Source organism: Pseudomonas sp. YA1 (assembly GCF_058680555.1).
In genome coordinates this window covers 20,377-44,570 of record NZ_JBZWBG010000019.1, presented here as the reverse complement: position 1 = coordinate 44,570, position 24,194 = coordinate 20,377, and the positions used below count along the sequence as shown (strand labels likewise).

Sequence of the window (24,194 nt, the reverse complement as noted above, 5' to 3'; positions counted from 1 at the left end):
GGTGGCGGCTCAGTCCAGCGCTTGCAGGCGTTCGCCGAGCCGGCCGCCGTCGACCAGTTCGAGGAATTCGTCGCCGAGCCTGCGGCTTTCCGCCATCGCCTGGCGCCAGTAGCGCTCGCGGCCGTCGTCGTCGCCGAGGTAGCGGGTGAAGTCCTTGCGGTCCGGCAGCTTGGCGTGCGGCAGGCGCGCCAGGTACTCGCGCGACGGAGCCAGCAGCAGCACGTCCTGCAGGCGCCCGGCGTCGCCACGGCGCCAGGGCAAGCCCTTGTCGAACCAGCCGGGGATCACCTTGTCGGTGAAGTGCGGGTAGAGCACCACGCCGCGGTCCTCGTAGGGCAGGTCGAGATGGTAGTCGAGCAGGCCGCCGTCGCGGTAGGTGCCGGGGCCGGCGCCAGGCAGGTCGCGGACGCCTTCCATGACCATCGGGATCGAGCCGGAGGCGAGCAGCGCCTGGCGCAGGTTGCCGCCGTCCAGGTGCAGGTAGCGCGACGGGAAGTCGGTCAGCGCGGCCAGCGGGGGCGCCTGGCGGGCGTCATGCAGGATCACCCGTTCGAAGTGGCGGTGCAGGTGGCGGCGGCCGATCAGGTTGTCGCGGATCACCGAGGAAAGCCCCAGGCCGAGGCTGGCCTTGTGGTCGTGGGCGAGGCGCCCGTGGCTCTTCACCACCACCACGTTGAGGCGGTACAGCGGGTTGTCGAGGATCCGCGCGTCCTGGCCGGCGAGCAGGTCGTCGAGCATCGCCGCGCACTTGCGCGAGACTTCGGCGATGCTCACGCCCTTGGGAAAACGCTGCCGGGTGTACAGCTCGCCGAGGCGGGTGAGGCCGGCCACGGCGTCGGGCAGGCAGGCGCTGGCGAAGCGCCAGGAACCGATGGAGGCGCCGATCAGCGAGCGTTCGCGCGGGGCGCGCGGCAGCCACTCGCCGAAGATCGCCAGGTCCAGTCCCTGGATGCCCAGCGCCTTTGGCCCGCCGGCGGCACCGGGGACGATGCCGACGTCGGTCGGCTGCAGTCCGCGCTCGCGGATGCGGGCGAGGGCGCGGCGACCGGCCTTGAGGGTCAGTGCGGGGGACTTGATCTGGATGGCTGGCATGCTGGTCTTCTCCCTTGCGGACCGGCGATTATAGGACGAGTTGTCGCAGGACCAAGTGCTTTCGAACGCCGGCGAGCCCCATCGCAGAGGCTTTCCGTTACCCTATGGCGCGCCCCGGCCATGTCCTTGCGGCAAATTCAGCTTCAATTAAGAGCGCCCGGTTAATCTGCAAACCGTCGAAAGCAACACGATTGATTCCCACGGAGAGATTCCCATGAAGAAACTGACTGCCCTGTTCGCCGCCACCGCCATCGCCCTGACTGCCGGCCTGGCCCAGGCCCGCGACCTCGGCCCGGACGAGGCGCTGAAGCTGCGTGACGCCGGGACCATCAAGTCCTTCGAAGAGCTGAACAAGAACGCCATCGCCAAGCATCCCGGCTCGAGCGTCCACGATACCGAGCTGGAAGAGGAATACGGCCGCTACATCTACCAGGTCGAGTTGCGCGACCCGCAGGGCGTGAAGTGGGACCTGGAGCTGGATGCCGCTACCGGCGCCGTGCTCAAGGACCACCAGGACGACTGATGAAATGGCTCATGCGCTACGCCGGGATCGTCGCACTGGTCCTGGCGGTCATCAGCCTCGAGGCGATGGCGCGCGACCTGGACCAGGACGAGGTCCTGCGCCTGCGCCAGGACGGTGTGATACAGCCGCTCGAATCCCTCATGCAGGAAGCCCTGGGGCGTTACCCCGGGGCGCGCCTGCTGGAGGTCGAGCTGGAAGAGGAAGACGACGTCTATGTCTACGAGGTGGAACTGCTCACCCGCGACGGCGTCGTGCGTGAACTGGAACTGGATGCCCGCAACGGCCGCATCCTGAAGGACGAGGAAGACGACTGATGCGGTTGCTGCTGGTTGAGGATCACGTTCCCCTGGCCGACGAACTGATGGCCAGCCTGACCCGCCAGGGCTACGCGGTGGACTGGCTGGCCGACGGCCGCGACGCGGCGGTGCAGGGCGCCAGCGAGCCCTACGACCTGATCATCCTCGACCTCGGCCTGCCCGGGCGCCCCGGCCTGGAGATACTCCAGGAGTGGCGTGGCCTGGGACTCGCGACTCCGGTGCTGATCCTCACCGCGCGCGGTTCCTGGGCCGAACGCATCGATGGGCTCAAGGCCGGTGCCGACGACTACCTGACCAAGCCGTTCCATCCGGAAGAGTTGGCCTTGCGCATCCAGGCCCTGTTGCGCCGCGCCCATGGGCTGGCCAACCAGAGCCAGCTGGAGGCCGCCGGGCTACGCCTGGACGAGCAGCGCCAGTGCGTGTGCCTGAACGGCGCCGACGTCGACCTGACCGCCGCCGAATTCCGCCTGCTGCGCTATTTCATGCTGCACCCCGGCCAGGTCCTGTCCAAGGGGCACCTGGCCGAGCATCTGTACGACGGCGAGACCGAACGCGATTCCAACGTCATCGAGGTCCACGTCAACCACCTGCGGCGCAAGCTCGGCCGCGAGGTGATCGAGACCCGCCGTGGCCAGGGCTACCGCTACGCCGGGGTGGCCGCCGGATGAGGTCGATCCAGCGGCGCCTGAGCGTCGGCCTGTTCGCGGTGCTGCTGGTGGTCGGGCTGGTCCTCGCGCAGACCGGCCTGTGGCTGTTCGACCAGGGCCTGCGGCGCTATTTCGCCGGCAACCTGCGCGAGGAGGCGGAGAACCTGCTGGTGGCCATGGTACGCGGGCCGAACGGCATGCAACTGGACGAGCAACGCCTCAACCCGGCGTTCCAGCGCCCGTATTCCGGGCGCTATTTCGTCATCGAGCTGGAAAAGGACACCTGGCGCTCACGCTCCCTGTGGGACAGCGAGCTGGAGGTGCCGCACAAGAAAGGGCTGGTGCAGGGTCTGGTCGATGGGCCTGAGGAGCAGCGACTGCTGGTGTTCCGCGGCCACTACAAGCGCATGGGCCAGAAGCTGCGGATCGTGGTGGCGCAGGACTATACGCCGATCCTGGAAAGCTTCGCCCGTGTGCAGTGGATGGGCCTGGGCGCCGGCGCCCTGGCGCTGCTCCTGGTATTGCTGTTGCAGCGCCTGACCGTGCGTCGTTCGCTGCGTCCGCTGGAGGAGGTGCGCCTGCAGATCGCCCAACTGCAGCAGGGCCAGCGTAGCCAACTGGACAACCAGGCTCCCGAGGAGCTGGAGCCGCTGGTGGAGCAGATCAACCACCTGCTGGCGCACACCGAGGAGACCCTGAAGCGTTCGCGCAACGCCCTGGGCAATCTCGGTCACGCCCTGAAGACGCCGCTGGCGGTGCTGGTCAGCCTCGCCGAGCGCGAGGAGATGGCGCGCCAGCCGGAGTTGCAACAGGTCCTGCGCGAACAGCTGGAACAGATCCAGCAGCGCCTCGGTCGCGAGTTGGGCAAGGCGCGCCTGGTCGGCGAAGCGCTGCCTGGCGCACATTTCGATTGCGCCGAGGAGTTGCCGTCGCTGTGCGACACCCTGCGCCTGATCCACGGCCCGCACCTGCAGGTGAGCTGGAGCGCGCCACCGGGGCTGCGCCTGCCATGGGACCGCGAGGACCTGCTGGAGATGCTCGGCAATCTGCTGGACAACGCCTGCAAGTGGGCCGATAGCGAAGTCCGCCTGACTGTCGCGCAGGGCGAGGGCATGGTCCGCCTGAAGGTCGACGATGACGGCCCCGGCATCCTCCCCGACCAGCGCCAGGCGGTGCTCGAGCGGGGTACCCGGCTCGACGAGCAGGTCAGCGGCCATGGCCTGGGCCTGGGCATCGCGCGCGACATCGCCGAGGCCTGCGGTGGCCGCCTGAGTCTCGAAGACAGCCCGCTGGGCGGCCTGCGAGTGAGCATCGAGTTGTCGTTGCAGAAGAGCGGCCGCGCCGCCAGGGCTTAACAGTTCTTCACCATTTGCCGACAGTCCCGGCAAGATTTCCTCCTGCGCTTTCCCTAGCATCCCGGGCTTCTTGCAAGGAGGTCTTGGACGATGAAACGGCGGACGAGTACGGGCCGCTGGCGCTGGGCGCTGATGCTGCCGGTGCTGGTGTTCCTGTTGGGCGAGTCCAGTGGACAGCGAGAGGAGGGGCGGTCGCCGCGGTTACCCGCGCAGGCTCGCTACGAGCAGGCCGTGGAAAACGCGTTGCGCAGCGAGCGCGGCGAGCCGCGACAGGCCGGGACAGCGGCAGCGAAGGTGGCCGAGGCGGGAGCCCCGGCGCGTCTGCGTGGCTGGCTGCGCTCGCTGGCCCGCCTGGCGATCTGGGGGACCTACGGTCCCCCGGCGCTATTCAGGCCGTGAACGGTCAGGCCTTGAACTGTTCCATCAGGCCCTGCTGGTGGTTGGCCAGGCGGTTCAGTGACTGACTGACCTGGGCCGATTCCTCGGCCTGGCTCGACAGCGACTCGGTGACGTCACGGATCGCCGCGACATTGCGGTTGATCTCCTCGGCTACCGAGCTCTGTTCCTCGGCGGCGCTGGCGATCTGTAGATTCATGTCGTTGATCACCGTCACCGCCTCGCCGATCCGTTGCAGCGCGGCCACCGCTTCATCCACCTGCTCGACGCTGCCCTGGGCCTGGCGATGGCTGCCGTGCATGGCGTCGACCACGTCGCGGGTGCCCTGTTGCAGGCCTTCGATCACCCCGCGGATCTGTTCCACCGAGTCCTGGGTGCGCCGGGCGAGGTTGCGCACTTCGTCGGCGACCACCGCGAAGCCGCGGCCGGCGTCGCCGGCGCGGGCCGCCTCGATGGCCGCGTTGAGCGCCAGCAGGTTGGTCTGCTCGGCGATGGCGCGGATCACTTCTAGCACCGAACCGATTTCCTCGCTGCTGCTGGCCAGTTGCTCGACCTGGCCCATGGCGCTGGTCAGGTTGGCGGCCAGGCTGTCGATGCTCTGGGTGGTGCGGTCGATCAGCGCCAGACCGTCGCGGGTCGCCTGGTCGGCACCGCGCGCGGCGTCGGCGGCCTGGGCGGCGCTACGGGCGACGTCTTGGGCAGTGGCGGTCATCTCGTGGGATGCGGTGGCGACCTGGTCGATCTCGCGGAACTGCTGCTGCATGCCGGCGCTGGTCTGGCTGGAAATCGCCGCCGACTGGTCGGCGGTACTGCGCGCATCGCGCACCGAGACCTTCACGTCGCGGATGATCGGCTGCAGCTTGTCGAGGAAACGGTTGAACCAACCGGCCAGTTCGCCCAGCTCGTCGCGCCCGGTGTGCGGCAGACGCTGGGTCAGGTCGCCTTCGCCGCTGGCGATGTCGCGCAGCATGTGGGCGACGCCGAGGATCGGCCGGGTTACGCCGCGGGCGGTCAGCCACAGCACCAGCAGGCCGAGCACCGCGGCGCCGAGGCCGAGGCCCAGCTCGACCCAGGTGCCTTCGCGGCGCATGTCGTCCAGTTGCCGCTCCAGCGCCAGGGCCGGGCCGAGCAGGGCGCTCTTCGGCACTTCGAGGAGCACGCCCCAGGGCTTGGCGCCGGGAATCGGCTGCAACGGTTGCAGCACCTTGAGGTCGTCGTTCTCGTTGAACAATTGGCTCTTGCCGGCGGCCAGCAGTTGCAGGAGTTCGCCGGCGTGCTGCGGATCCGCCTTGGCCAGGTTCTTGCCGAGCAGGCCGGCGTCGCGGCTGTTGCCGGCGAACAGCCCGGCCGGGCTGAGGATGCCGACCTGGCCGACGCCGTCGTAGAGTTCGCGGTTGCCCTGTTCGCTGAGCGCCTGCAGGTTGCTCAGGTTGATGTCCAGGCCCATCACGCCGATCACCTTGCCATCCAGTTCGAGGGGGAAGGCGATGCTGGTCATCAGCAGTTGGCGCTCGCCGACCTTATCGAAGTAGGGATCGAGCACGCAGGGTTGAGCGCTTTCCTTCGGGCAGGTGTACCAGGCGTTGTAGGCCGCGCCGCTGGGCCCGCTGCTGGTGTCGGCGAGTTCGGACTCGACCATCGACTCGGACTCCAGCTGTCCCGGCGTGGCCTGCGCCCAGTACAGGGAGAAGCGTCCCTTGTCGTTGCTGCCCAGGGCGGGTTGGTCGACGAACAGTTCGTCCTTGCCGTCCAGTGCGTTGGGTTCGAAGACCACGTACAGGCCGAGCACCTCGGGATTGGCGGCGAGCGCGGTGCGCACCTGGCGGGTCAGGTCTTCGCGCAGGTCGTAGGCGTCGAGGAAGCGCTTCTGCGCCTGGTCGCGGAGGAACAGGATCTGCCGGGAGAAACCCTTGCCGTACTGGAAGGCATCCATGAAATAGCGCTGGATGCGCAACGCCTGCAATTCCCCGCGGGCTTCCAGGCGCAGGCGCGCCGATTCGTCGAGCATCTGCGTACTGGCGCTTTTCACCAGTACGCTGCTGTGCTGCATGCGGTAGACCGAAAGGCCGACCAGCAAGGCGACCACGCCGAGCAGGCAGAGGCCTGCCAGCAGGGTGATCTTCCATTGGATGGACAGGCGGCGAAGGAACATGGGAGGGGTCCTTGTACGAAGAAACTGCGGGGGCCCAAGGCTTATCGGCAGGGCTCGCCCATTCTTGACGACGGTTCGTTCGCTGGCGCCGGATTGCCGTCGTGCGGCGAATCGCACGCAAGAACCGTGCACAACGGTTTATAGCCAGGCGACATTCGCCCATGCGCGGCTTTGACAGGCGGGGATGGCTGTAGCAGAGTACGCCCCTTTTTTCGGTCGCAGGCGGCCGGGTTCGTTTCATTTGCAAGGAGTTCAACGATGAACGCAGTGGTGCTGGCGGTCGCACTGATGCTCGTCCTCAGCCTTTGCCGTGTGCATGTCGTGCTGGCGCTGATCATCGGCGCGGTGGTCGGTGGACTGTTCGGTGGCCTAGGCCTGGAGGGGACTCTCAAGGCCTTCAACGGCGGCCTCGGCGGGGGGGCCACGGTGGCCCTGTCGTACGCCATGCTCGGCGCCTTCGCCGTGGCCATCGCTCGCTCCGGCGTGGCCCATGCGCTGGCCGACAAGGTCCTGGCGCTGCTCGGCCGGCACGACGAGCAGGGCAAGGGCGCCGGTGCGTTCAAGTGGATCCTGGTCGGCCTGCTGCTCTGCGTGGCGGTATCCTCGCAGAATATCCTGCCGATCCATATCGCCTTCATCCCGCTGCTGGTGCCGCCGCTGCTCTATGTGCTGAGCAAGCTGCAGATCGACCGGCGATTGATCGCCTGCGTCATCACCTTCGGCCTGATCACCCCGTACATGTTCCTGCCGGTGGGCTTCGGCAACATCTTCCTCAATGAAATCCTGCTGGCCAACGTGGCGCGCAACGGCGTCGACGTCAGCGGGATCAACGTCACCCACGCCATGTTCATCCCGGCCCTGGGCATGCTCGCCGGGTTGCTCATCGCGGTGCTGTTCAGCTACCGCCGCAAGCGCGTCTACGACTTGCAGCGGATCGAGCAGGCCGAACGCGTCGATGTCAGCTATAGCCCGAAAAGCCTGGCGGTGGCCGGGGTCTCCATCGTCGCCGCGTTCGTCGTGCAGCTGTGGCTGGACTCGATGATCATCGGCGCGCTGGTCGGTTTCGTGGTCTTCTCGCTGTCCGGCGTGGTGCGCTGGAAGGAGACCGACGACCTGTTCACCGAAGGCATGAAGATGATGGCCACCATCGGTTTCATCATGATCGCCGCGGCCGGTTTCGCCGAGGTGATGAAGGCCACCGGCGAGGTGCAGAGCCTGGTCGACGCCTCGGTGGCCTGGATCGGCAACAGCAAGGCGGTCGGCGCCATGCTGATGCTGCTGGTCGGCCTGCTGGTCACCATGGGCATCGGCTCGTCGTTCTCCACCGTGCCGATCATCGCCGCGATCTTCGTCCCGCTGGCGGTGCAACTGGGCTTCAGCCCGCTGGCCATCGTCAGCATCGTCGGCACCGCCGGCGCGCTGGGGGATGCAGGTTCTCCGGCGTCGGACTCGACCCTCGGGCCGACCTCCGGGCTCAACGTCGACGGCCAGCACAATCACATCTGGGACACCGTGGTGCCGACCTTCCTGCACTACAACCTGCCGTTGCTGGTGTTCGGCTGGGCCGCCGCGATGTTGCTCTGAGTCCCATTTCGGGCGGTCGCCTGACGGAATGTCGGGCCGGCCGCTTAAGCTTCCGACGGGATTGCCGATGAAACGGGAATCCCGTTTTTTATTGGGCGTCATGCTAGGAGTTGATGATGCGTCTGACCCTGAAATCCAAAGTCCTCCTGCTGGCCATGGTGCCGGTGCTGCTCTTCGCCCTGGTGCTCAGCGGCGGAGCGGTGCTGATCCTGAAAAAACAGGCTGATACCGAAGTCAAGGATACCCGCGAGCGCCTGCTCGGCGACCGTCGTGCCGAACTTGAGCACTATGTGCAGATCGCCATGGGCAGTATCCAGGCCGAGTACGACCGCTCGGCCAACGGCGACCTGAATGCCCGCGCCGAGGCCATTGCGCGCCTGTCGAAGGTCAAGTACGGCAAGGACGGCTATATCTTCGGCTACGACTCCCAGGTGGTGCGCCTGTTCCGTGGCGACAGCCCGGTGGACGTCGGCAAGAGCTTCCGCGACCGCCGCGATCCCAGCGGCGTCTACCTCAACCGCGAACTGGTGGAGGCAGGCAAGAACGGCAGCCACTACGTGACCTATACCTCGCCGCTGCCGGGTAACGAAAGCGTCATGGTGCCCAAGCTGTCCTATACCCTGTACCTGCCGAAGTGGGACATGGTGATCGGCTCGGCGATCAACCTCGACGGCGTCGAGGCTCAACTGGTGGAGATCAAGCAAGCCATCGACGAGCGTATCGGCACCCTGATCGCCAGCATCGTGGCGATCGCCGGGGTCCTCCTGGTGGTCCTGCTGGTGATCGGCCTGGCGGTGGCCAACGCGATGCTGCGGCCGTTGCACCAGATCCGCCAGAACCTCGATGACATCGCCGCCGGCGAAGGCGACCTGACCCGTCGCCTGCCGGTGACCAGCCACGACGAGCTGGGCGAGCTGGCCGGTTCCTTCAACCGCTTCGTCGAGAAGATCCACGGTCTGGTGCGGCAGATCGCCGGGATGACCGGCGACCTCAAGCAACTGGTGGAGCAGATGTCGGCCCAGGCCGAGCGTTCCGAGCAGGCCATGGAGCGCCAGCGCCACGAGACCGACCAGGTCGCCACCGCGATCAACGAGATGTCCGCCGCCGCCCATGAAGTGGCGCAGAGCGCCCAGCGCGCCGCCGAGGCCGCGCAGCAGACCGACCACGAAGGCCAGGCGGCCAAGCGCGTGGTGGACGGCAGCATCGAGCGCATCCACTCGCTGGTGGACGAGATCCGCGACAGCGGTTCCTCGCTGGACAGCCTGCAACAGGACGTGCAGTCGATCGTCAGCGTGCTCGGGGTGATCCGCTCGATTGCCGAACAGACCAACCTGCTGGCGCTCAACGCGGCCATCGAGGCGGCCCGTGCCGGCGAGGCCGGACGTGGCTTCGCGGTGGTCGCCGACGAAGTGCGGGCGCTGGCCAGCCGCACCCAGCAGAGCACCCAGGAAATCCAGGGCATGATCGATCGTCTGCAGCAGGGCACCAACGCCGCGGTCGACGCCATGCGCCGTTCCGGCGAGGCCGGCGAGGGCACCAGCAACCAGGCCAACCAGGCCGGCGATTCGCTGGACGCCATCGCCCAGTTGATTGCCACCATCAACGCGATGAACGCGCAGATCGCCAGCGCCGCCGAGGAACAGACCGCGGTGGCCGAGGAGATCAACCGCAGCGTGCACCAGATCGCCGGCGCGGTGGACAGCGTCGCCGACGAGGCCCAGCAGGGCGCGCAGACCGCCCGCAGCCTGGCGCAACTGGGCCAGGGCCTGGGCCGGCTGGTCGGTCAGTTCCGCATCTGACCCTTCCCCCGCGCGACCGCTGCCGGCAAAAGAGCCAGCCGGCAGTGGTGCGCCACAGAGCCTTCCTGTCATTATTCGGCGGAGTCGGCCGGCAGTCGTGAACGATCCACCTCCGCCGGCTGACTAATGCTTTGCTTCCCACTGCCAGATGGATTGGACATGCTCGACACGAAACTGGAATCCCGGACTTTTCTCCTGTTGCTGGCGGTGGTCACGCTCGCCTTCGGCTGGCTCTTGCTGCCGTTCTACGGCGCGGTGTTCTGGGGCACCATCCTGGCGATCATCTTCGCCCCGGTGCAACGCCGCCTGCAGGTGCGTCTGAGAGATCGGAAGAACCTCGCCGCGCTGATCACCCTGCTGATCTGCGTGCTGATCGTGATCATCCCGGTGATCTTCATCGCCGGTTCGCTGGTGCAGGAAGGCGCGAGCGTCTACCAGCGGGTCAAGTCCGGCGAACTGAACTTCGCCGCCTACCTGCAGCAGGCGGTGGCCGCCTTACCGCCATCGGTGCACCAGTGGCTGGAGCGCTTCGACCTGGCCAATCTCTCTAGCCTGCAGGAGAAGCTCTCCTCGGTGGCGATGCAGGCCAGCCAGGTGGTGGCGACCAAGGCGTTCAGCATCGGCCAGAACACCCTCGACTTCGTCATCAGCTTCGGCATCATGCTCTACCTGCTGTTCTTCCTCCTTCGCGACGGTCGCGTGCTCGGCCGGCGGATCAAGCAGGCGGTGCCGCTGAGCCAGGAACACAAGCACCACCTGTTCGCCAAGTTCACCACGGTGATCCGCGCCACGGTGAAGGGCAACATCGCCGTGGCTGCCACCCAGGGCGCTCTCGGCGGCCTGATCTTCTGGGTGCTGGGCATCGAGGGTGCCTTGCTCTGGGGCACCCTGATGGCCTTCCTGTCGCTGCTGCCGGCCATCGGCGCGGCGCTGATCTGGGCGCCGGTGGCGGCCTATTTCCTGCTCACCGGGGCGATCTGGCAGGGCGTAGTGCTGATCCTGTTCTGCGTGGTGGTGATCGGCCTGGTGGACAACATCCTGCGCCCGATCCTGGTCGGCAAGGACACCAAGATGCCGGACTACGTGGTGCTGATCTCCACCCTCGGCGGTATGGCCTTGTTCGGCCTCAACGGCTTCGTCATCGGCCCGCTGATCGCCGCGCTGTTCATGGCCAGTTGGGACCTGTTCACTGGTCGCGAGGAAGAACCACAGGCCTGAGTCGCGCCCGTGGCAGACAAGCCCCGCGAATGCGGGGCTTGTTCGTTTCAGGCCTTGAAGCATCATGGACGGCGCTGTCGTGGCTGAGCCGCTCCAGGCAGTGCCTGGGGCCTTCGGCTAACAGTGCGTCGAACCTGGTACATCGCGACCGTTGCGCGAATGGACATGGAGCAGCGCTTGCCGGCACTCCTCAGGGCTCGCCGCTGTCAACCGGCGGCGGACCTCGGCTTGAGCGCGCAGGTGGCGAGGAAGGTCGGCATGAAGCGGTCGATGACGAAGCGCGGGTGCGGTTGCCAGTCTTCGTAGAAATCCTGCAGCAGCAGGCCGGCGGCGAGCTGGCCGGCGATCTGCTGGGTCAGGCTATGGCCGAACACCAGGGCTTCGCCTTTCTCGCGCTTCGCCGCGAGGGCTTCGGCGGAGAGGCTTTCCAGGTCGGAGTAGGGCAGGCGATGTCGCGGCCGGATCAGGCCCTGCTCTGCCAGTTCCGGCGAGCGGTCCTCGATGAACAGCGCCGGGTTGTAGAAGCTCGCCAGCAGCTTGCCGCCCGGCCGCAGCACCCGCGCGCATTCGCGCCAGACCGGCAGGACATCGTCGACGTAGAGATTGGAGATGGGATTGAAGACCAGGTCGAAGGAGGCATCGGCGAAGGTCGAGAGGTCGCGCATGTCGCCCTGCACGCAGGCCAGTTCGAGGCGGTCGCGGGCGGCGACCTGGCGGTCCTTGTCCAGCTGTCCCGCCGAGGCGTCGAACAGCGTGACCCGTGCGCCGGCGGCGGCAAGGATCGGCGCCTGCTGGCCGCCGGCCGAGGCCAGGCAGAGGATCTCGCGGCCGCGTACGTCGCCCAGCCAGTGAGTGGGTAACGCGCCCGGGGTCAGCTTCACCGCCCAGTCGCCGCGGCGTGCGGCGGCGACCTCCTCGGCGCTGACCGGTCGCGACCATTCGCAGTCACGGGCGGCCTGGGCGTCCCAACTGGCGCTGTTGTGTCGCAGGACGTCGATATCGTGGAAGGTGGGCATGAGGCCTCCGGGTTCATCCATGGAGCGCGGAGCATGCCACGGCAGCGGGGCAGGGTGCGTGGGGCGGGCCAAAGAAAAACCCCGCCGAGGCGGGGTTTTCGTGGAGCGGGCGACTCAGCCGGCGAGGGCCAGGCCGGAATGCTGGAGGATTTCCAGCAGCGGCTGCGGGTAGACGCCGAGGAAGAACGCCAGCAGGGCGATGGCCACCAGCATGATGCCGCCGGCGCGCTGGCCCCAGTTGAACGGTGCGTCGTGCTGGCGGATGCCGGGCTCGACCAGGAACAGGGTGACCATGACCCGCAGGTAGTAGTACAGGCCGATGGCGCTGCCCAGCACCAGGGCGCCGATCAGCCACCACAGGTGCGACTCGACGCCGACCGCGATCACGTAGAACTTGCCGATGAAGCCGGCGGTCAGCGGGATGCCTGCCAGCGACAGCATCATCACGGTCATCACCGCGGTCAGTACCGGCCGGCGCCAGAACAGGCCGCGGTACTCGAACAGCGCATCGGCGTCGCGGCCGCTGTACGGGGTGGACATCAGGGTGATCACGCCGAACGCGCCGAGGGAGGTCAGTACGTAGGTGGCCAGGTAGACGCCGACCGCTTCCACGGCCATGCCCTTGCTGGCGATCAGGGCGACCAGCAGGTAGCCCAGGTGGGCGATGGACGAGTAGCCGAGCAGGCGCTTGATGTTGCTCTGGGTCAGTGCCAGCAGGTTGCCGAAGAGGATCGAGGCGACCGCGATGACGCTCAGGGAGATGTTCAGCAGTTGGTTGTCCAGGGCCGCCGGGGCGATCTGGAACAGCCGCAGCAGCACGGCGAACACCGCGACCTTGCTGGCGGTGGCGAGGAACGCCGAGACCGGCGCCGGGGCGCCTTCGTAGACGTCCGGGGTCCACAGGTGGAAGGGCACCAGCGACAGCTTGAAGCCCAGGCCGACCAGCATCATGCCGACGCCAACGCTGACCAGCGGACCGCTCAGCACGTGCTCGGCGACCTTGGCGCCAAGGCCGGCGAAGCCCAGGGTACCGGACTCGGCGTAGAGCAGGGCCATGCCGAACAGCAGGAAGGCGGAGCCGGCGGCCGAGAGCACGGTGTACTTGATGCCGGCTTCCAGCGAGCGCTTGTTGAAGAAGGCGTAGGCGACCATCCCGTAGACCGGGACCGAGAGCAGCTCCAGGCCGATGAACAGGCTGGCCAGGTGCTGCGCGCTGACCAGCACCAGGCCGCCGGCGGTGGCCAGCAGCAGGAGCAGGTACAGCTCTTCGCGGTTACCCGGATAGCTTTCCATGTAGGCGTGGGCGAGGGTCACGCAGGCCAGGGCGGAGACCAGCACCAGGGCCATGTAGAAGCAGGCGTAGTTGTCCACCAGCACCAGCGGGGTCACCTCGATCGGGGTGACGCCGAGGACCGGCAGCAGCGACAGCAGGGCCAGGTTGAGGCCGATCACCGAGAGAGTGGCGGTGAACGAGTGATTGCGTTTCCAGGCTACCGCCAGCATCACCACCACCAGGGTGGCGCTGGTGATCAGCAGTGGCAGGAGCGCGATGAAGTGTTGGATCGTAAAGGTCATTTCGCGACTACCGTCCTGCAAGGGTGGAAAGGGCTGCGCCCAGCCATTGCTGCACGCCGTGCATGCTGGCCGCGGAGATGTCCAGCACCGGCTGCGGGTAGACCCCGAGCAGGACCAGCAGGACCGCCAGGCCGAGCACCATGCTCAGTTCGCGGGCGTCGAGGCCGAGGATCGGCTCGTCGGACTGGCTGGGTCCGAAGTAGGCGCGGTGGATCATGATCAGCGAGTAGACCGAGGCGAAGACCAGGCCGAAGGTGGCGATCACGATGATCACCGGGACCACCTTGAAGGCGCCGATCAGGATCAGGAACTCGCCGACGAAGTTGCCGGTGCCGGGCAGGCCCAGCGACGCCGAGGCGAAGAACAGGCTGATCGCCGGCAGGTAGGGCATGCGCGACCACAGGCCGCCCATCTTGCGCATGTCGCGGGTATGCAGGCGCTCGTAGAGCTGGCCGCAGAGGATGAACAGCGCCGCGGCGGAGAGGCCGTGGGCGATCATCTGCACCACCACGCCCTGCAGCGCGACCTGGCTGCCGGAGTAGATGCCGATCATCACGAAGCCCATGTGCGAAACGCTGGAGTAGGCGACCAGGCGCTTGATGTCGGTCTGCGCGAAGGACAGCAGGGCACCGTAGAAGATGCCGATGATGCCGAGCCACATGGCGATCGGCGCGAATTCCGCCGAGGCGTTGGGGAACAGCGGCAGGGCGAAGCGGATCAGGCCGTAGGCGGCGGTCTTCAGGAGGATGCCGGCGAGGTCCACGGAGCCGGCGGTGGGCGCCTGGGCGTGGGCGTCCGGCAGCCAGGAATGCACCGGCACCACCGGCATCTTCACCGCGAAGGCGACGAAGAAGCCGAGCATCAGCAGCCATTCCACGTGGGGGCTCAACTGGGTCTTCAGCAGGGTGGCGTAGTCGAAGGTGATCACGCCGGTGGCATTGAAGTTGACGAACACCAGGCCGAGGATCGCCACCAGCATCACCAGGCCGCTGGCCTGGGTGAAGATGAAGAACTTGGTGGCGGCGTAGATGCGGGTCTTCTTGCCGTCATCGGAGCTGTGTCCCCACAGCGCGATGAGGAAGTACATCGGCACCAGCATCATTTCCCAGAAGAAGAAGAACAGGAACAGGTCGATGGCGAGGAACACGCCGATCACACCGCCCAGGATCCACAGCAGGTTCAGATGGAAGAAGCCGATGCGGCGCTGGATCTCGTTCCAGGAGCAGAGGACCGAGAGCACGCCGAGCAGGCCGGTGAGGGCGACCATCAGCAGCGACAGGCCATCCATCGCCAGGTGGACGCTGATGCCGAGACGCTCGATCCACAGCACCTTGAATTGCAGGGTCCATTCCGGCTCGCCGCCGGGCGCGGGCGCCAGCTGGAAGTCGCCGGTGGCCCAGATCCACAGGCTCAGGATCAGGACCAGGGTCATCGAAAGCAGCGCGATCCAGCGGGGCAGGGTCTTGCTGCTGTGTTCGGCGATCCAGCAGAGGAAACCGCCGATGAAGGGGATCAGGATTAGCCAGGGCAGAATCATGACAGGCTCAGTCTCTCCGTGAATTCGTTAGGCCAGCAGCAGCGCGCCGAGCAGGATGGCGGCGCCACCCACCAGGGAAGCGGCGTACCAGCGCAGGCGGCCGTTCTCGGTGAGGCTGAGGAGGTTGTGTCCGCCGCGCACGCTGAACGGAACGACGCCCAGGGTACGGTCGATGGGGTCGCGCCCCAGCAGTTGGCAGAGCAGCAGGTAGGGTTTCACGAACAGCTTGTCGTACAGCCAGTCGAAGCCCCAGGCGTGGTACCACCAGGTACCGAAGAAGCGACCCGGGGCGCTCTTCGCCAGGGCGCTGACGAAGCGGCGCTGGCCGAGGAACAGCAGGCCGGCCAGCAGGATGCCGGCGATGGCGATGGCGCCCGAGGCCAGTTCCAGGCTGTGCTTGGCTTCGCCACCAGCGTGGCCGACGCTTTCCGGCAGGACGCCGGCCAGCGGCGGGGTGATCAGGGCACCGACGAAGGTCGACAGGACGATCAGCACGCTGAGCGGCAGCCAGTGGGAAATCCCGTGGCCGGCGTGGGCTTCGGTCTTCGGCTCGCCATGGAAGGCGACGAAGATCAGGCGGAAGGTGTAGATCGAGGTCAGGAACGCACCCGCCAGGCCGGCGATCAGCAACTCGCGATGGCCGCTGGCGAAGGCCTCCCAGAGAATCTCGTCCTTGGAGTAGAAGCCCGCGGTGAGGAAGGGCAGGGCGGCCAGCGCCGCGCCGCCGACCACGAAGCTGGCGTAGGCCAGCGGCAGCTTCTTCCACAGCCCGCCCATCTTGAAGATGTTCTGCTCGTGGTGGCAGGCGACGATCACCGCGCCCGAGGCGAGGAACAGCAGGGCCTTGAAGAAGGCGTGGGTCATCAGGTGGAAGATCGCCGCGTCCCAGGCGCCGACGCCGAGGGCGAGGAACATGTAGCCGATCTGGCTCATGGTCGAGTAGGCGAGGATGCGCTTGATATCGGTCTGCACCAGGGCGGCGAAGCCGGCCAGGACCAGGGTCACCGCGCCGACGATGCCGACCAGTTCGAGGATGTCCGGGGCCAGGGTGAACAGGCCGTGGCAACGGGCGATCAGGTAGACGCCGGCGGTCACCATGGTGGCGGCGTGGATCAGCGCGGAGACCGGGGTCGGGCCGGCCATGGCGTCGGCCAGCCAGGTCTGCAGCGGCAGTTGGGCGGACTTGCCGACCGCGCCGCCGAGCAGGGCCAGGGTCGCCAGGGTCAGCCAGAGGTTGCCTTCCGGGAACTTCTGCGGCGCCAGCACCAGCAACTCCTGGATGTTCAGGGTGCCGAACTGCTGGAACAGGATGAACAGGCCGAAGGCCATGAACACGTCGCCGACGCGGGTGACGATGAACGCCTTGAGCGCCGCGTTACCGTTGTTGCGATTGCTGTAGTAGAAGCCGATCAGCAGGTAGCTGCACAGGCCCACGCCTTCCCAACCGAAGTAGAGGAACAGCAGGTTGTCGCCCAGCACCAGGAACAGCATGCTGGCGATGAACAGGTTGGTGTAGGCGAAGAAGCGCGAATAGCCGGCTTCGCCACGCATGTACCAGGAGGCGAACAGGTGGATCAGGAAGCCGACGCCGGTAACCACGCCGAGCATGGTTACCGAGAGGCCGTCCAGGTACAGGGTGAAGTTGCTGCTGAAGTCGCCGGCCGCCATCCACTGCCACAGCACCAGGCTGTAGGCGCCGCCTTCCGGCGGACTGCTGTGGAAGCTGAAGATGGCCCAGGCCGCGCTCAGGGCGGAGAGGCCGACCGAGCCGACGCCGACCAGCGCCGAAAGGTTTTCCGACCACCTGCCGCGGGAGAACGACAGCAGCAGGAAGCCGACCAGGGGGAACAGGAAGGTAAGAGGTAGGAGGTTCATCCGCGCATCTCGCTGGCAGCGTCGATATCGAGGGTGTGGAAGCGGCGATACAGTTGCAGCAGGATCGCCAGGCCGATGCTCGCTTCGGCGGCCGCGAGGCTCAGCACCAGGATGAACATCACCTGGCCGTCGGGCTGGCCCCAGCGGCTGCCGGCGACCACGAAGGCGAGGGCGGCGGCGTTCATCATCACTTCCAGGCTCATCAGTACGAACAGGATGTTGCGTCGCACCATCAAGCCGACCAGTCCGAGGGCGAACAGGACGCTGGCGAGGGCCAGGCCGTGTTCCAGTGGTATTGCGTTCATAGCGTTACGTTCCCTTGGGGCGGGCGCAGGGCGCCCGCCGAACCTTTATTGTTTGGCGTCTTGACGACCCAGGTGATAGGCAGCGACCAGGGCCGCGAGCAACAGCATGGAGGCCAGTTCGACCACCAGCAGGTACGGGCCGTAGAGGCTGATGCCGACCGCCTTGGCGTCTACCGTGGTATGGCCGATGCCGGCACCGCTCGGGGTGCGGGCGAGGACCACCAGCAGTTCCACCAGCAGGACCAGGGCCAGGGCCGAAGGCCCGACCCAGATGCCGGGCGTGAGCCACTTGCGCTCCTGCTCGACCACGGCCGGGCCGAGGTTGAGCATCATCACCACGAAGACGAACAGAACCATGATGGCGCCAGCGTAGACGATGATCTCCAGGGCGCCGGCGAAGGGTGCGCCGAGGCTGAAGAAGGTCATCGAGATGGCCAGCAGGGAAATGATCAGGTAGAGCAGGGCATGCACCGGGTTGCTGTTGGTGATGACCCGCAGCGTGGCCAGTACGGCGACGCCGGCAGCGAAATAGAAAGCGAATTCCACGCGACGTCTCCTTATGGCAGCAGGCTTTTCACGTTGATCGGTTCGGCTTCGTTCTGCGCGGCGCCTTTCGGCTTGCCGGCGATCGCCATCCCCGCAACGCGGTAGTAGTTGTAGTCCGGGTTCTTGCCCGGGCCGGAGATCAGCAGGTCGTGCTTCTCGTAGACCAGGTCCTGGCGCTTGAACTCGCCCATCTCGAAGTCCGGGGTGAGCTGGATCGCGGTGGTCGGGCAGGCTTCCTCGCACAGGCCGCAGAAGATGCAGCGCGAGAAGTTGATGCGGAAGAACTCCGGATACCAGCGACCGTCCTCGGTCTCGGCCTTCTGCAGGGAGATGCAGCCAACCGGACAGGCCACGGCGCACAGGTTGCAGGCTACGCAGCGTTCCTCGCCGTCGGGGTCGCGGGTCAGGACGATCCGGCCACGATAGCGCGGCGGCAGGTAGACCGGCTCTTCGGGGTATTGCAGGGTGTCGCGCTTGCGGAAGGCATGGCCGAAGATCATCACCAGGCTGCGAAGCTGGGTGAAGGTGCCATGCACGACGTTGATGATTTCTTTGATCACGGTGGTTCTCCTTACTGGGCCGCGGCCAGCACGAGCGCGCCGGTCACCAGCAGGTTGATCAGGGTCAGCGGCAGGCACACCTTCCAGCTGAACGCCATCACCTGGTCATAGCGCGGACGCGGCAGCGAGGCGCGGATCAGGATGAAGAGCATGATGAAGAAGCCGGTCTTGGCGGCGAAGTAGAAGAACGACAGCCAGGGCAGGGTGTCCAGGAACGGACCGTGCCAGCCGCCGAAGAACAGGGTCGCCAGCAGCGCCGAGACCAGCACGATGCCGATGTACTCGCCGACGAAGAACATGCCCCATTTCATCCCGGCGTACTCGATGTGGTAGCCGTCCGCCAGTTCCTGCTCCGCTTCCGGCTGGTCGAACGGGTGACGGTGGGTCACGGCGACGCCGGCGATGATGAAGGTGCAGAAGCCGAAGAACTGCGGAATGATGAACCAGACGTTGTCGATCTGGTACTGGACGATGTCGCGCATGTTGAACGAGCCGACCTGGGCGACGATGCCCATCAGCGACAGGGCCAGGAACACCTCGTAGGAGATGGTCTGGGCCGAGGCGCGCAGGCTGCCGAGCAGGGCGAACTTGTTGTTGCTCGACCAGCCGGCGAACAGCACGGCGTACACCGTCAGGCCGGCCATGGCGAAGAAGAACAGGATGCCGATGTTCAGGTCCGCCACGCCCCAGGTGGGGGTGATCGGCACGATGGCGAAGGCGACGAGCAGGGCGCCCATCGCGATCACCGGGGCCAGGGTGAAGATCATCTTGTCGGCGAACGGCGGGGTCCAGTCCTCCTTGAAGAACATCTTGACCATGTCCGCGCCGAGCTGGAACGCACCGAACGGACCGACCCGGTTGGGGCCGTAGCGGTCCTGCCAGAGGCCGAGCAGGCGGCGCTCGACCCAGCTGAGCAGGGCGCCGCAGATGACCACGGCGAGCAGCACCACGATGGCCTTGACCACGGTGAGGATGATGGTGACCAGAGCGGGAGTCAGCCAACTCATTGTGCAGCCTCCTGCAGACCTTCCACGGAGCAGCCGGCGATCGCCGCCGGGATGCCGGCGAAGCCGACCGGCAGGCCGATCAGGCCGGCGCCGAGTTGTTCATCGATGCGCAGCGGCAGGCGCAGGGCCTGGCCCTTGAACTGGAAGCCGAGGGTCGCGCCGTCGTTGACGCCGAGGCGGTCCGCGTCTTCCTTGGACAGGGCGACGTAGGTCTCCGGGATGCGCTGCTGGATCGGCGCGGCCCGCGAGCTGTTTTCCTCGCTACCGAACAGGTGGTACAGCGGCACTACCTTCCAGCTGTCGGCCTTGGCGCTGAACGGCACCGGCACGGCCTGGAACCAGTCGAGGCCTTCGCCCTTCGGTTCGATCAGGCGCACGCCGGGGTCGCCGGCGCGCAGGTGGCCGCCGACCTCGTCCTGGAACTTGTTCCAGGCCTGCGGCGAGTTCCAGCCCGGCGACCAGGCGAACGGAATCTGCTGACGGTCTTCCTGGCTGCCGGAGTAGCCTTCCATGGAGAAGGCGAACGCCGAGTCGATGTCCTGCGGGGTGCGCGGCTCGTGCACGCTGATGTTGGCGCGCATGGCGGTGCGCCCGCTGTAGCGGTGCGGTTCGCGGGCCAGCTTGAGGCCCTTGATGCGGAACGAGGCGGCCGGTGCGGCGTCGCGGATACCGGCCAGGATCGGCTTGGCCTCGGCCACGGCTTCGGTGACGTGGTCCAGCTGGGTCCAGTCGACGCGCTTGCCTTGCAGGGTGCTGTGGATCGCATGCAGCCAGCGCCAGCCCTCGCGGACCATGTTCTTGGCGTCGTAGTAGGTCGGGTCGAACACCTGGAAGAAGCGCTGGGCGCGGCCTTCTTGGCTGACCAGGGTGCCGTCGCCTTCGGCGAAGCTGGCCGCCGGCAGCACCAGGTGCGCCTTGGCGGTGGTGGCGGTCTGCTGGTGATCGGCGACGATCACCACCCTGGCCGCCGCCAGGGCTGCGTCGACACGGGCGGCGTCGGTGCGGCGGTAGAGATCGTTCTCCAGCACCACCACGGCGTCGGCCTGTCCGGAGGTCAGTCGCTCGAGCGCGGCTTCCACGGAGTCGCCGCCGAAGAGCGCCAGGCCGAGGCTGTTGGCTTCGCTGACCACCAGGCTGATGGAACCGTTCTTCTCGCGCTGCTTGAGGGCCTTGGCGATGTTCGCCGCGGCTTCGATCAATGCCTTGTTGCCCAGCGAGTTGCCGGACACCACCAACGGACGCTTGGCCGCCAGCAGGGCATCGGCGATGCGCTGGGCGAAGGCCTGGGCCTGCGGGTCGAGGTCGGCCACGGATGGAGCGCTCGGGTCGATCGCGTGGGCCACGGCGAAGCCGAGGCGGGCGAGGTCGTCCGGTGCGGCGTGGACGGTTTCCTCGGCCACGTCGTCGAGGCGGGTCGCGCTGACGCTGGCGATGAACAGCGGGTTCTGCGCGTGCTGGGCGATGTTCTTCACCGCGGCGTCGAGCCACGGCTGGACCTTCATGTCGGCGGCCATCTCGACGGCCTTGCCCTTCACCGACTGGCGCAGGGCCAGGGCGATGCGGGCGGCGGTCTGGGTCAGGTCCTCGCCGAGGACGAAGACCGCGTCGTGGTCCTCGATGTCGCGGATGCTCGGCACCGGCAGCGGGCCTTCCTGCATGACCTGCAGGATCAGGCGCAGGCGGTCGAGCTCGCCTTCGTTGATGCCGCTGTAGAAGTTGCCTTCGCCAACCAGCTCGCGCAGGGCGAAGTTGCTTTCCAGGCTGGCGCGCGGCGAACCGATGCCGACCACCTTGCGCTCCTTCAGCAGGGCGGCGGCCTGGTCGAGGGCGCCGTCCAGGCTCAGCTTCTGCTTGCTCAGCACCAGCAGCGGCTGGCGCGGACGGTCTTCGCGGTTGACGTAGCCGTAGCCGAAGCGACCGCGGTCGCAGAGGAAGTAGTGGTTGACCGAGCCGTTGTAGCGGTTCTCGATGCGGCGGATCTCGCCGTAGCGCTCGCCGGGGCTGATGTTGCAGCCGCTGGAGCAGCCGTGGCAGATGCTCGGGGCGAACTGCATGTCCCACTTGCGGTTGTAGCGCTCGGAGTGGGTCTTGTCGGTGAACACGCCGGTGGGGCAGACCTCGGTGAGGTTGCCGGAGAACTCGCTTTCCAGCACGCCGTCCTCGACCCGTCCGAAGTAGACGTTGTCGTGGGCGCCGTAGACGCCGAGGTCGGTGCCGCCGGCGTAGTCCTTGTAGTAGCGCACGCAGCGGTAGCAGGCGATGCAGCGGTTCATCTCGTGGGCGATGAACGGGCCGAGTTCCTGGTTCTGGTGGGTGCGCTTGGTGAAGCGGTACCGGCGCTCGTTGTGGCCGGTCATCACCGTCATGTCCTGCAGGTGGCAGTGACCGCCTTCCTCGCACACCGGGCAGTCGTGCGGGTGGTTGGTCATCAGCCATTCGACGACGCTGGCGCGGAACTGCTTGGCCTCTTCGTCTTCGATGGAGATCCAGGTGTTGTCGGTGGCGGGGGTCATGCAGGACATGACGAGGCGACCACGCTTGTCGTTCTCGTCGGTGTACTGCTTCACCGCGCACTGGCGGCAGGCGCCGACGCTACCGAGCGCCGGGTGCCAGCAGAAGTAGGGAATGTCGAGACCGAGGGACAGACAGGCCTGCAGGAGGTTGTCTGCACCATCGACTTCGAGCGTCTTGCCGTCTACGTGGATAGTGGCCATGGTTCAAGTCTTCGTTGGCCCGTTGTCAGCGGGCGTGGCTAATAGAAACTCACGGTTCCGTCGGGCCTGCGGCCGGGCCGCGGCACGACGACGAAACATCGCCGGACGGCTGGCCGTCCGGCTGCAAAGCATCAGGCGCCGACCGTTGCCGGGCGCGGCGCGGCCGAAGGCTGGCGGGAGATGCCCGCCTCGAATTCGGCACGGAAATACTTGAGGGCGCTGCCCAGCGGCTCGACGGCTCCCGGCGCATGGGCGCAGAAGGTCTTGCCTGGGCCGAGGAAGTTGACCAGTTGCTCGAGGGTCTCGAGGTCGCCGGGCTGGCCTTCGCCACGCTCTAGGGCGCGCAGCAGCTTCACGCTCCACGGCAGGCCGTCGCGGCAGGGGGTGCACCAGCCGCAGGACTCGCGGGCGAAGAACTCTTCCATGTTGCGCAGCAGGGAAACCATGTTGATGCTGTCGTCCACCGCCATGGCCAGGCCGGTGCCCATCCGGGTGCCGACCTTGGCGATGCCGCCGGCGAACATCTGCGCATCCAGGTGCTCCGGGAGCAGGAAGCCGGTACCGGCGCCGCCGGGCTGCCAGGCCTTGAGCTGGAAGCCGTCGCGCATGCCGCCGGCGTAGTCCTCGAACAGCTCGCGGGCGCTGACGCCGAACGGCAGTTCCCACAGGCCGGGGTTCTTCACCTTGCCGGAGAAGCCCATCAGCTTGGTGCCCATGTCTTCGCTGCCGGGGCGGGCCAGGGTCTTGTACCAGTCCACGCCGTTGCCGACGATGGCCGGCACGTTGCACAGCGTCTCCACGTTGTTCACGCAGGTCGGCTTGCCCCAGACGCCGACGGCGGCGGGGAAGGGCGGCTTGGAACGCGGGTTGGCGCGGCGGCCTTCCAGCGAGTTGATCAGCGCGGTCTCTTCGCCGCAGATGTAGCGGCCGGCACCGGTGTGGACGAACAGCTCGAAATCGAAGCCGCTGCCGAGGATGTTCTTGCCGAGCAGGCCGGCGGCCTTGGCTTCGTCGATGGCGCGGTTGAGGTTGCGCGCCGCGTCGACGTATTCGCCGCGCAGGAAGATGTAGCCGCGGTAGGCCTTCAGCGCGCGCGCGGAAATCAGCATGCCTTCCACCAGCAGGTGCGGCAGCTGCTCCATGAGCATGCGGTCCTTCCAGGTGTTCGGCTCCATCTCGTCCGCGTTGCACAGCAGGTAGCGGATGTTCAGCGACTCGTCCTTCGGCATCAGGCCCCACTTCACGCCGGTGGGGAAGCCCGCGCCGCCGCGGCCCTTGAGGCCGGAGTCCTTGACGGTCTGGACGATGTCGTCCTGGGCCATCTGGGTCAGCGCCTTGCGCGCCGCGGCATAGCCGTCCTTGCTCTGGTATTCCTCGAGCCAGACGGGCTGGGCGTCTTCGCGCAGGCGCCAGGTCAGCGGATGGGTTTCCGCCGAACGCGCCATGCGGTTGGCCGGACCAATGGAGGTAAGGGTCATACGTAGGCCTCCAGCAGTTTGGCGACACCGTCGGGACGCACGTCGCCATGGGTGTCGTCGTCGATCATCAGCGCCGGGGCCTTGTCGCAGTTGCCCAGGCAGCAGACCGGGAGCAGGGTGAAGCGACCGTCGGCGGTAGTCTGGCCGAGACCGATGCCGAGTTGCTTCTGGATCTCGCCGACCACCGACTCGTGGCCGCCGATGTAGCAGACCATGCTGTCGCAGACGCGGATGATGTGGCGGCCCACCGGCTGGCGGAATATCTGACTATAGAAGGTGGCGACGCCTTCGACGTCGCTGGCCGGGATCCCCAGCACCTCGCCGATCGCCGGGATGGCGCCGTCCGGCACCCAGCCGCGCTGCTTCTGGACGATCTTCAGGGCTTCGATGGACGCCGCGCGCGGGTCCTCGTAGTGATGCATTTCATGCTCGATGGACGAGCGCTCGGTTTCGCTGAGGACGAAACGGTCGGTCTGAATCAGGTTGCTCTGGCTCATG

Annotated in this window: 21 protein-coding genes; 8 read left to right on the top strand and 13 right to left on the bottom strand. The window is 66.9% G+C overall.

Annotated elements, in window-relative coordinates; genetic code table 11:
- Positions 1–9 precede the first annotated feature (9 nt).
- Entirely contained in the window at positions 10–1,092 is a 1,083-nt protein-coding gene (locus AC4OR5_RS24300) for a patatin-like phospholipase domain-containing protein (RefSeq protein ID WP_003143813.1), read from the bottom strand.
- A 214-nt stretch (positions 1,093–1,306) separates the two neighbouring features.
- On the opposite strand from AC4OR5_RS24300, the gene AC4OR5_RS24295 reads away from it, so the two are divergent.
- The 5 genes from AC4OR5_RS24295 to AC4OR5_RS24275 all read left to right on the top strand — a co-directional run bounded on the left by AC4OR5_RS24295 (position 1,307) and on the right by AC4OR5_RS24275 (position 4,333).
- Positions 1,307–1,615, top strand: a complete 309-nt coding sequence (locus tag AC4OR5_RS24295) for a PepSY domain-containing protein (RefSeq protein ID WP_003090497.1) — start codon at positions 1,307–1,309, stop codon at positions 1,613–1,615.
- On the top strand, positions 1,615–1,929 hold the full coding sequence (locus AC4OR5_RS24290) for a PepSY domain-containing protein (RefSeq protein ID WP_003097704.1): 315 nt from the start codon (positions 1,615–1,617) through the stop codon (positions 1,927–1,929). The genes AC4OR5_RS24295 and AC4OR5_RS24290 overlap by 1 nt, the downstream gene beginning before the upstream one ends.
- Entirely contained in the window at positions 1,929–2,600 is a 672-nt protein-coding gene (carR, locus tag AC4OR5_RS24285) for a two-component system response regulator CarR (protein WP_003090494.1), read from the top strand. Before AC4OR5_RS24290 ends, carR begins: the two co-directional genes overlap by 1 nt.
- Entirely contained in the window at positions 2,597–3,934 is a 1,338-nt protein-coding gene (gene carS / locus AC4OR5_RS24280; RefSeq protein ID WP_003097701.1) for a two-component system sensor histidine kinase CarS, read from the top strand. The genes carR and carS overlap by 4 nt, the downstream gene beginning before the upstream one ends.
- Positions 3,935–4,024: 90 nt before the next feature.
- The gene (locus AC4OR5_RS24275; RefSeq protein ID WP_003113384.1) at positions 4,025–4,333 is read left to right on the top strand and encodes a hypothetical protein; all 309 of its coding nucleotides are present in this window, start codon (positions 4,025–4,027) and stop codon (positions 4,331–4,333) included.
- A gap of 4 nt (positions 4,334–4,337) precedes the next feature.
- On the opposite strand, the gene AC4OR5_RS24270 is transcribed toward AC4OR5_RS24275, so the two are convergent.
- Complete coding sequence (locus AC4OR5_RS24270) at positions 4,338–6,482, bottom strand: methyl-accepting chemotaxis protein (RefSeq protein WP_003090491.1); 2,145 nt, start codon at positions 6,480–6,482, stop codon at positions 4,338–4,340.
- A gap of 258 nt (positions 6,483–6,740) precedes the next feature.
- Here AC4OR5_RS24270 and AC4OR5_RS24265 point away from each other — a divergent pair, with 258 nt between their 5' ends.
- From AC4OR5_RS24265 to AC4OR5_RS24255, 3 genes are all read left to right on the top strand, one after another.
- On the top strand, positions 6,741–8,066 hold the full coding sequence (locus AC4OR5_RS24265; protein WP_003090489.1) for a Na+/H+ antiporter family protein: 1,326 nt from the start codon (positions 6,741–6,743) through the stop codon (positions 8,064–8,066).
- Between the two features lie 113 nt (positions 8,067–8,179).
- Positions 8,180–9,865: a methyl-accepting chemotaxis protein CtpM gene (gene ctpM, locus AC4OR5_RS24260; protein WP_073646791.1), complete on the top strand. Its 1,686-nt coding sequence runs from the start codon at positions 8,180–8,182 to the stop codon at positions 9,863–9,865.
- A 159-nt stretch (positions 9,866–10,024) separates the two neighbouring features.
- Positions 10,025–11,083: an AI-2E family transporter gene (locus AC4OR5_RS24255; protein WP_003090487.1), complete on the top strand. Its 1,059-nt coding sequence runs from the start codon at positions 10,025–10,027 to the stop codon at positions 11,081–11,083.
- A 206-nt stretch (positions 11,084–11,289) separates the two neighbouring features.
- On the opposite strand, the gene AC4OR5_RS24250 is transcribed toward AC4OR5_RS24255, so the two are convergent.
- From AC4OR5_RS24250 to nuoE, 11 genes are all read right to left on the bottom strand, one after another.
- Positions 11,290–12,099, bottom strand: a complete 810-nt coding sequence (locus AC4OR5_RS24250; protein WP_019371700.1) for a class I SAM-dependent methyltransferase — start codon at positions 12,097–12,099, stop codon at positions 11,290–11,292.
- A gap of 114 nt (positions 12,100–12,213) precedes the next feature.
- Positions 12,214–13,674, bottom strand: coding sequence for an NADH-quinone oxidoreductase subunit NuoN (gene nuoN / locus AC4OR5_RS24245; RefSeq protein ID WP_003090482.1), 1,461 nt, complete (start codon positions 13,672–13,674; stop codon positions 12,214–12,216).
- A 7-nt stretch (positions 13,675–13,681) separates the two neighbouring features.
- Positions 13,682–15,211, bottom strand: a complete 1,530-nt coding sequence (nuoM, locus tag AC4OR5_RS24240; RefSeq protein WP_003090479.1) for an NADH-quinone oxidoreductase subunit M — start codon at positions 15,209–15,211, stop codon at positions 13,682–13,684.
- Positions 15,212–15,238: 27 nt separating this feature from the next.
- Positions 15,239–17,086: an NADH-quinone oxidoreductase subunit L gene (nuoL, locus tag AC4OR5_RS24235; protein ID WP_058160136.1), complete on the bottom strand. Its 1,848-nt coding sequence runs from the start codon at positions 17,084–17,086 to the stop codon at positions 15,239–15,241.
- Positions 17,083–17,391: an NADH-quinone oxidoreductase subunit NuoK gene (nuoK, locus tag AC4OR5_RS24230; protein ID WP_003090475.1), complete on the bottom strand. Its 309-nt coding sequence runs from the start codon at positions 17,389–17,391 to the stop codon at positions 17,083–17,085. Before nuoK ends, nuoL begins: the two co-directional genes overlap by 4 nt.
- 45 nt (positions 17,392–17,436) lie before the next feature.
- Positions 17,437–17,937, bottom strand: coding sequence for an NADH-quinone oxidoreductase subunit J (nuoJ, locus tag AC4OR5_RS24225; protein WP_003090473.1), 501 nt, complete (start codon positions 17,935–17,937; stop codon positions 17,437–17,439).
- Positions 17,938–17,948: 11 nt separating this feature from the next.
- Positions 17,949–18,497 carry an NADH-quinone oxidoreductase subunit NuoI gene (gene nuoI / locus AC4OR5_RS24220; RefSeq protein ID WP_003090467.1) on the bottom strand — a complete coding sequence of 183 codons (549 nt, stop codon included), beginning with the start codon at positions 18,495–18,497 and terminating at the stop codon, positions 17,949–17,951.
- Between the two features lie 11 nt (positions 18,498–18,508).
- Positions 18,509–19,504, bottom strand: coding sequence for an NADH-quinone oxidoreductase subunit NuoH (nuoH, locus tag AC4OR5_RS24215; protein ID WP_003090465.1), 996 nt, complete (start codon positions 19,502–19,504; stop codon positions 18,509–18,511).
- Positions 19,501–22,218, bottom strand: coding sequence for an NADH-quinone oxidoreductase subunit NuoG (nuoG, locus tag AC4OR5_RS24210; protein WP_058160135.1), 2,718 nt, complete (start codon positions 22,216–22,218; stop codon positions 19,501–19,503). The genes nuoH and nuoG overlap by 4 nt, the downstream gene beginning before the upstream one ends.
- A gap of 131 nt (positions 22,219–22,349) precedes the next feature.
- Positions 22,350–23,696, bottom strand: coding sequence for an NADH-quinone oxidoreductase subunit NuoF (gene nuoF, locus AC4OR5_RS24205; protein ID WP_003097674.1), 1,347 nt, complete (start codon positions 23,694–23,696; stop codon positions 22,350–22,352).
- Positions 23,693–24,193, bottom strand: coding sequence for an NADH-quinone oxidoreductase subunit NuoE (nuoE, locus tag AC4OR5_RS24200; protein ID WP_003090460.1), 501 nt, complete (start codon positions 24,191–24,193; stop codon positions 23,693–23,695). Before nuoE ends, nuoF begins: the two co-directional genes overlap by 4 nt.
- Between the last annotated feature and the right edge of the window lies 1 nt (position 24,194).